At 73.8% G+C, this 8171-nt stretch carries 3 protein-coding genes; 2 read left to right on the top strand and 1 reads right to left on the bottom strand.

Features of this window, described 5'->3' with window-relative positions; genetic code table 11:
* Window positions 1–747: 747 nt before the first annotated feature.
* Window positions 748–1485, bottom strand: coding sequence for an ABC transporter ATP-binding protein (locus tag ACZ4WV_RS14625; RefSeq protein ID WP_465746423.1), 738 nt, complete (start codon window positions 1483–1485; stop codon window positions 748–750).
* 405 nt (window positions 1486–1890) lie between these two features.
* On the opposite strand from ACZ4WV_RS14625, the gene ACZ4WV_RS14620 reads away from it, so the two are divergent.
* Both ACZ4WV_RS14620 and ACZ4WV_RS14615 read left to right on the top strand, forming a co-directional pair.
* Window positions 1891–5208: an ABC transporter permease gene (locus tag ACZ4WV_RS14620; protein WP_465746421.1), complete on the top strand. Its 3318-nt coding sequence runs from the start codon at window positions 1891–1893 to the stop codon at window positions 5206–5208.
* Window positions 5205–8012, top strand: coding sequence for a hypothetical protein (locus tag ACZ4WV_RS14615; RefSeq protein WP_465746419.1), 2808 nt, complete (start codon window positions 5205–5207; stop codon window positions 8010–8012). The genes ACZ4WV_RS14620 and ACZ4WV_RS14615 overlap by 4 nt, the downstream gene beginning before the upstream one ends.
* The last annotated feature ends 159 nt before the right edge of the window (window positions 8013–8171 follow it).

Raw genomic sequence — 8171 nt, 5'->3', positions numbered from 1 at the left:
GGGTGGTAGGGGGGGAGGGCGGGGCGCGTGGTTTTTGTTGGTGTGTGGGGGTTTCCCGCTCGGGGCTTTGGGGGGGTGGGGCGGTTGTTGCTTTCCCCCCCCCCCCCCCCCCCCCCCCACAGCCGTGTCGGTCGCCAGGCCCGCGCGTTCCGGCCGGCGCCGAGGATCGCGCGGAAAATGCGGCAGAGGATCGTCATCGAACCTCCCGTGGAGCGGATTCTGTGGAGTCGTCGAGGACCGTATCCGACGCCACTGACAATCGACGCTCGGCGATGGCTCGGAAGAAGCCGCGACCGCCCCGTTGAAATGACGTACTGTCACACTAATTCGTTAATGAATTCCCACACCTGAATACCCCGTGTTAGCGTGCGGCCCGCCGGACTCTCTCGGACCTGGAAAGTGGGGGAAATCCATGCGACACGAATTCTCCGAGCGGACGATCCTGCGGCGTTCCCCGCTGCCGGACGCTGGGCCAGGGCTTCAACCATTGCTGGCACAGCCATCCCGCCTACATCCGGCTGGTGGCCGACGGGGCCGACGTGGTGGCCGAGTCGAACCGGGCGCTCGACCGCGGACTCCGCCCGACCCAGGTCGACGTGGTCACCGCGGGCGGTGGCCGAGCCGTGGTGACGAAGGCGCACCGCGGGGACCAAGGCCCATGGGGGGCGGGGAGGAGGTGTTCCACCACGCCCAGTCGATCCGGCCACCGCCGGCCTGACGAGGGGGCCGCCGGCCGGCTCGCCGCCGCTACGCCGCCCGGTCCGCCGCCTCGGGCTCGACGATCCGTCCGTCGCGGAGCTCGATCACCCGGTCGGCGAGCTCCATCAGCGTAGGGTCGTGGGTCGCGACCAGGACCGTGACGCCCTCGCTGCGCACCACCGCGCGCAGCAGCTCCATGATCGAGCGGCCGGTCTCCGAGTCCAGCTGGCCCGTGGGCTCGTCGGCGATGATCAGGCCGGGATCGTTGGCCAGCGCGCGGGCGATCGCGACGCGCTGCTGCTGACCGCCGGAGAGCTCGCCCGGGCGCTGGTCGGCGTGGTCGGCGAGACCGACCAGGGCCAGCAGGGTGTGCGCGCGCTCCTCGCGCTCGGCGGCCGGTACCTTGCGCAGCCGCATCGGTATGCCGACGTTCTCGGCGGCGGTGAGCATCGGGATCAGTCCGAAGGACTGGAAGATGAAGCCGAGCCGCTCACGGCGCAGGGCGAGCCGGCCCTCCTCGTCCAGCCCGGAGAGGTCGATGCCGTCCAGGGCGATGGCGCCTCCGGTCGGATCGTCCAGGCCGCCGACGAGGTTGAGCAGGGTGGTCTTGCCGGAGCCGGAGCGGCCCTTCAGTGCGGCGAGTTCACCGCGCTCGACCGAGAAGCTGACGCCGCGCAGCGCATGGACGGTCCGTTCGCCGGTGCCGAAGCTGCGCCGCAGTTCGGTCACGGACACCATCGGCCCGGAGGCTCTGGCGGTTGTGGTGTCGGCCTGGTGCTGCGTCATTCGGCGTCCCCCCTGTGGGTGTGGCTACCCGGTTCTGTCCGGGTCAACGGGTGCGGTGGCTGCTCGGGTTCAGGAGTCCCGGGCAGAAGGCTCGGGGAAAGCGAAATCCCCTGGTCAGAGGAGTGGGTGAAGCTGGACTTATGAAGTGTGCATGGCATTTAGGCAGGGCATCCCGGGCGAGGGATGCTACCAATGCAAGGAATTTGCTCATTACTTACTTGATTCGCGCAAGTCCCTTCCGTTCCTGGACCGAATCTGACAGCATCGTCCGCTATCCGGCGATCATGGCCGGTGATCACTGCGCCGGTGTGCCCGTGGGGTGTCCATCTGTGGCTGTCCTGTGCCCGGACAGGTCGATGGGTGGGGCCGGAACCGCGCTGGGACCGCGACCGGGGGAGGAATTCGATGCTCGGCTTCGTCGTGCGCAGACTGCGCGGGCGACTGCCGCTGGCTGCTGCCGTCCTGCTGACGGTGCTGATCACTACGGCGGTCCTGACCGCCTTGGTGACCTTCAACGGCGGGGTCGGCCAGGCCGGCCTGCGGCAGGCGCTCCAAGGCCCCGGCCATGCCCGGACCGTGGTGGTGTTGACCGCCGAGCACGGGTTGGATCAGCGGACCAAGGACGAGGACGCGGTCGCCACTTACCGGCACAAGCTCTTCGGTGACCTGCCCGTTCGCACCGACAGTCTGCTGCGCAGCCGTTCCTACGGTCTCCCGACCGCCGGAGCCTCAACGGGTAGCGGCGGTGCACGGAATGCGGGCGGTCAGCCTGCCGGGGCCAGGGTCGACCTGACGGTCCTCGCCGACGTCGACCGCGGCCGAGCCCGTCTGACCGCCGGTGCCTGGCCGGGCGTCGCTGCCGGGCCGATCCAGTCCACCGCGCCACAAGTCGCCGTCCCGCAGGCGGTGCTGACCCGGCTGAGCCTGAACGAGCAGGCGTTGCCCGTCGACGTCCGGCTCGCCGACCGGCTCGACGGCAAGCCGCTGACCGTCCGGATCACCGGGGTCTACCGGGCCGCCGACCCCGCCGACCCGTACTGGCGGATCGACCCGGTCGGCGGCCGCGAGGTCGCGACCGGAGGCTTCACCACCTTCGGCCCGATGATGGTCGATCAGAGCGTGTTCTCCGCAGGCGGTCTGCCGCAGAGCAGCCGGGCCTGGCTGGTCGACGCCGATTTCGCGGGCGTCGACCAAGAGGCGGCGGAGGCCGTCGGCGACCGCGCCCAGGGCCTGGCCGACGAGCTGCGGAAGAGCGCGTCGCTCACAGCGACGACCGAACTCCCGGCGGTCGTACACGAGTTGTCGGCCAGCCTGGTGGTCGCCCGGTCCACCCTGCTGATCGGCGCCCTCCAACTGGCCGTGCTCGCCGCAGCGGCCCTGCTGCTGGTCGTCCGGCTGATCTCGAGCCGCCAGGAGCGGGAGAACGAACTGCTCGCCGCCCGCGGCGCCTCAGGCCTGCGCCTCGGCGGGTTCGCTGTTCTGGAACTGGTGCTGCTCGCCCTCCCCGCGGCGGCGTTCGCACCCCTGCTCACCCCGTTCCTGGTGCGGGTCCTGGCCGGGCTCGGCCGGTCTCACCAGGTGGCGATGGACACCGGCATCGGCTGGGCGCTGTGGCCGGTGGCCGTGCTCTGCTCCCTCGCCTGCATCGTGCTGTCCACCATCCCAAGTCTGCTGCGCGGAGCCGGCGCCGCCCTGCACTTCGGGGGCGGCCGCCGCCAGGCCCTGGTCTCCGGCATCGCCCGCAACGGTGGTGACCTCGCCGTACTCGGCCTGGCCGCGCTCGCCTACCAGCAGCTCGACCAGTACGGCGGCGGGCTGTCCGCCGACTCCTCCGGCCGACTGGGCGTCGACCTGCTGCTGGTCGCCACCCCCGCCCTGGCACTGTGCGCGGGCACCCTGGTGGTGCTGCGCCTGCTGCCGCTCGCCGCCAGGCTGGGCGCGCGGGTGGCGTCGCGGGGGCGCGGCCTCGGCCCGGCGCTGGTCGGCTGGCAGCTGGCCCGGCAGCCCGCCCGCGCCACCGGCCCGGTGCTGCTGCTCGTCCTGGCCGTCGCCACCGGGGTGCTCGCCATCGGCCAACACGCCACCTGGACGGCCTCCCAGCGTGACCAGGCCGCCTTCACCACCGGCGGCGGACTGCGGATCTCCGCCGCCCACGGCTCCCTGATGGGGCAGGGCGGGCGGTTCGGGGCCCTACCCGGCGGCGATCGACTGATCCCGGTCGCCCGCGAGGAGCAGTCGCTGCCTTCGGGCACGGGCCAGGTGCTCGCCGTGGACACCGCGGCCCTCGCCGAGCGCGTCCCGGTCCGCAGTGACCTCCTTGGCGGGCACACCGCCGACGAACTGTTCCGCCCGCTCGCCCAGTCGACCCCGACCGGCCCGCGGGCCGGCCTCCCGCTACCCGGCCGCCCGCTGCGGATCGACGCCGATCTGTCCATCCGCCAGGAGTTCGGCCACCCGGGCTCCGGCGGGTTCCCGTCGGCGACGCCGTCCCCACTCGAGGTGACGCTGCTGCTGCGGGACCGCTTCGGCTACGTCCACAAGGCTCCCTTCGCCGACCTCCCGCTCAGCGGCGAACTGCGCGCCTCGGCCCCGCTGAGCACGCTGGTCGACGCCCCGGCCGGCTCCGCCGCCGCCCCGCTGACCCTGGTGGGGGCGACGGTGTCCTTCAGCGCCCAGGCCGGCGGGGAGGTGACCGTACGCCGACTGGCCGTGTCGGACACTGCCGACGGACCGGCTACCGACGTCCCGCCGGTGGCCGGCCTGGCCTGGAAGGGCGAGGTGGTCGACGCTCCGGCGATCAACGCCACGCCCGGGCCGATCGCCACCGTCCGGCCCGAACCGGCCGACGCCGACCGGCTGTTCACCGTCGACTACCACATCGCGAGTGGCATCGGAAGCACCTACCGGGCCGTCCTCAGCCCCGCCGGGGCGACCGCGCCGACCACCGTCTCCGGCGTCGCCACCCGCGACTACCTCAGGCTCGTCGGTGCGACGGTCGGCGACACCGTGCAGGTGCCGTTCGACGGGACCATCCTCGGGATCACGATCAGCGGAGTGGCCGAGGCCCTGCCGGTGGCAGGCCGGAGCGCGCTCGTCATCGACCTCGCCACGACCGCGCGTCTGCTGGCCGCCCAGGGCCGCTCCCTGCCCAGCCACGCCGAGTGGTGGCTGCCCGCCACCGGACCGGACGACCCGACTCCGGCCCGGGCCGCGGCCGCGCTGCGGTCCGCCCCCGGCTCCCAGGACGTCCAGCTCTCCGCGGAGGTCTCCGAAGGCCTGCTCAGCGACCCGGTGGGCGCCGCCCCGCAGAACGCGATGATGGCCATCGCCATCGTCACCGCGGTGCTCGCCGCGATCGGCTTCGTCGCCTCCGTGGCCGGTTCCGCCCACGAGCGCGCCCGGGACTGCGCGCTGCTGCTCGCCCTCGGCGCACGCCGCAAGCAGGTCACCCGCACCGTCGCCGCCGAACAGGCGCTGCTGGTCGGGCTCGGCGCAGCCGTCGGACTCGGCCTCGGCACTCTGCTCGTCCGTCTGATCGTGCCGTTCGTGGTCCTGACGCCCGCCGCCGACCGACCGGTGCCCGAGGCCCGGATCGAACTGCCGGTCGGCCAGGCCCTGCTGTTCGCGGCCGCGATCGTCGTCGTCCCGCTGCTGGCGGCCTTCCTCACCGGACGCCGCCGTCGAGACGTGGCCGCCCGGCTGCGCCACGTGGAGGAGATGTGACCACCAAGGCCGGGACCACCGAGCCCACCCCCTCGCCCGCCCACCGCCCGGCGCCCTGGGTCCGTACCAGGCTGCGCGCGATGCCGCTGGCCGCGCTGCTCACGGCGGCCCTCGCCCTCGTCACCGTCTTCCTGGCCGCGGCCTTCCCCCGGCTCCAGGACCGCGGTGCGGACGCCGCGCTCCAGGACTTCGTGCGCCACAAGGGCCTCAACCCGACCAGCCTGCAGTCCACCTCGCGAACCGGCGGCACCGACACCGCCGCCGACCTCGACGCCGTGCGGCAGAAGCTCACCGCGAAGGTCGGCCGGGAACTGACGCTGGCTCCATCGGGCGCGGCCACCGGCGCCCGAGCCCTGAACCCGCGCGGCATGCTCAACCCGGGATACGCCCGGATCGCCGACACCGATCCCGCCGTCCTCACGCTCTACTACCTGCAGGACCTGACCGCCCGGGCCACCCTGACCGGCGGCACCTGGCCCACCCCCGCCCCCGCCGACGGCCCGCTGCCGATCGTCGTGAGCGAGAAGGCCGCCGAGACCATCCACGTCAAACTCGGCGACGTCATCGACAACGGCACCCTGGGGGAGGGCGCCCGGCGGAACACCGTGGTGGTGGGCCTCTACCAGGTCAACGACCCCCTGGACGCGTTCTGGGAGGACCTTGGTTGCCCGGCCCGCGCCTGCCTGAAGGCCGACTCGCAGCACGAACACTGGACGACCAGCGGTTTCGTCGACGGCGGGAGCCTTCCGGCACTCGCCCGCTGGGGCGCCGGCGGCGAGGACTTCTGGCGGCTCCCCGTCGACCCGGCCTCGCTGCGCGCCGACCGCCTCGACCGGACCCGCAGCACCGTCAGCTCGTTCCTGGCCGGTCCCGGCGCCACCGCCCTGGCCTCCACGACCGGCCGCTCCGACCTGCACACCAGCTCGAACCTCCCCGACATCCTCACCCGGGCGGCCGACCGCTACCAGGCATCGCTGCCGCTGAGCGCGATCGGCCCCGCCGGTGTCACCGGAGTGGCCACCGTGGTGCTCTGCCTGGCCGCCGCCCTCACCACAGACCGGCGCACCGCCGAGATCCACCTGCTACGAGCCCGCGGCGGCTCCCGTACCGGGGTGCTGCTGAGGCTGCTCGGCGAGGGCGCGGCCACCGTCCTGCCCGCGGCCGTGGTCGGCACCATCCTCGCCCTGGTGCTGCTGCCCACCCCCCGCTGGGGCTACGCGGCCCTGGCGGCGCTCGCCGCGACCCTGCTGGCCCTGCTGGCCTTCCCCGCTCGCGCCGCCCTGCTGTGGTCACGCCGCCGAAATTCCGGCGGCTGGCGACGGGTCGTCGGTGAGCTCACCGTCCTGGCCGTCACCGCCGCGGCCGTCGCCGAGGTCCGCCGCCGAGGCGTGGGCGTCCCGGGCGCCGGGCTGGATCCGCTGCTGATCGCCGCCCCCCTGCTGCTCGCCATCACCGGCGGGCTGCTGCTCGCCCGGATCGAGCCGGTGGTGGTCGGTTGGCTGTCCGCCGTCGCGAGGCGCGGTCGCGGCCTGATCGGCTTCCTCGGCCTGGCCCGGGCGGCCCGCGACACCTCGGGCCGCCGCCGGCCCTCCGCCCTGCCCCTGCTCGCTCTGCTGATCGCCGTCACCACGACGGGTTTCGGCGCCACCGTGCTCGACACCGTCGACCACGTCCGGAGCCGCGCCGCACGCATCGCGACCGGTGGGGACCTCGCCGTCTCCCTCCCGGAGTACGCCACCCTGCCCGAGGCGTTCACCAAGGCCGCCGGCGCTCTGCCGGGCGTCCGGGCCGCGACGGGGGCCTGGGTCGAGACCAGCGCCCGCTTCGTCGGAGCCGACGGGGACTACGCGGAGGCCATCCTCGTGGTCGTCGAGCCGACCGCGTACGCCGAGATCGCCCGCACCCTCGGGGTCGGGGAATTCGACCCGGCGAAGCTCGCCGCCACCCCCGGCGGCTCGAGCACCAGGGTTCCCGCGCTGTTCAGCCGGGACCTGGCCAAGCGCCTGACCGCCGGCCCACCCGAGATCCGAACGCCCAACGGCAACGGGCTGCGCACCACCGTCGCCGGGCTCGTGACCGCCAGCCCGGCCGTCCCCGACCCGGGCAAGCCGTTCGTCGTGGTGCCCGCCGGTCCCACCTGGGAGCGACTGCCGGAACCCCCGCGGATGAACAAGTGGTTCGCCGTCGGTGATCCGGATCCGGAGCGGGTCAGGTCGACGTTGCGGGAGAACGGTCTGACTCAGCCGAGCGGTCTGGCCAAGCTGGTCGCGGACGACGCCGCGGCCGCCGGAAGGGGAACGCACGGCCTGCCCGCCGGCTACACGGTGCACAGCGGCCGCGAACTCGCCGTCCAACTGGCCGACGACCCGCTGCAGCACGCCGCCGACCGGCTGTTCTGGTACGCGGCCGCCGCCGGAGCCGGGTTCGCCCTGCTCGCCGTGCTGCTGACGCTGTTCCGGGCAGCGCCCGAGCGCACCGCCGTCCTCGCCCGGCTGCGCACCATGGGCCTGCGGCCCCGGCAGGGGCTGGCGCTGATCGTCGCCGAGGCGCTGCCGCAGACCCTGGCGGCTGCCGTCGGCGGCGGCCTCGTCGCGGTGGCGGCGGTCGGACTGCTGGGCAGCGGGTTCGACATCTCGACACTGGTCGGCGCGAGGGTCGGGGACGTCATCAGCCCCACGCTGCTGCCGGTGCTGCTGCCCACGGCGGCCCTGACCCTGCTGATCGGCGTCGGGGTGGTGCTCGAGACGCTGATCGCCGGTCGGCGCCAGATCGCGACCGAACTGCGGGCGGGGGAGCAGCCATGACGCCCCGGCCGGCCGCACGGGCCGTGACAGCGCAGACCACCGGGAGCCGGCGGGCAGTCGGGACCAGCCGTACCAGCCGTACCAGTTGGATCAGTTGGATCAGCCGGACGGTACAGCCAGGCCCGCCAGCCCGGCCAGGGCAGACGGCCCAGACAGTGG

The sequence above is a fragment of the Kitasatospora sp. NPDC029312 genome (assembly GCF_055569215.1).
The sequence above is the reverse complement of the archived record's forward strand: the minus strand, read 5'-3'. Positions and strand labels throughout refer to the sequence as shown.

Bases quoted from the DNA above. Each gene is read 5' to 3' on its own strand.
- ACZ4WV_RS14625 (WP_465746423.1), bottom strand. From the start codon at position 1,485: ATGACGCAGCACCAGGCCGACACCACAACCGCCAGAGCCTCCGGGCCG.
- ACZ4WV_RS14620 (WP_465746421.1), top strand. From the start codon at position 1,891: ATGCTCGGCTTCGTCGTGCGCAGACTGCGCGGGCGACTGCCGCTGGCT.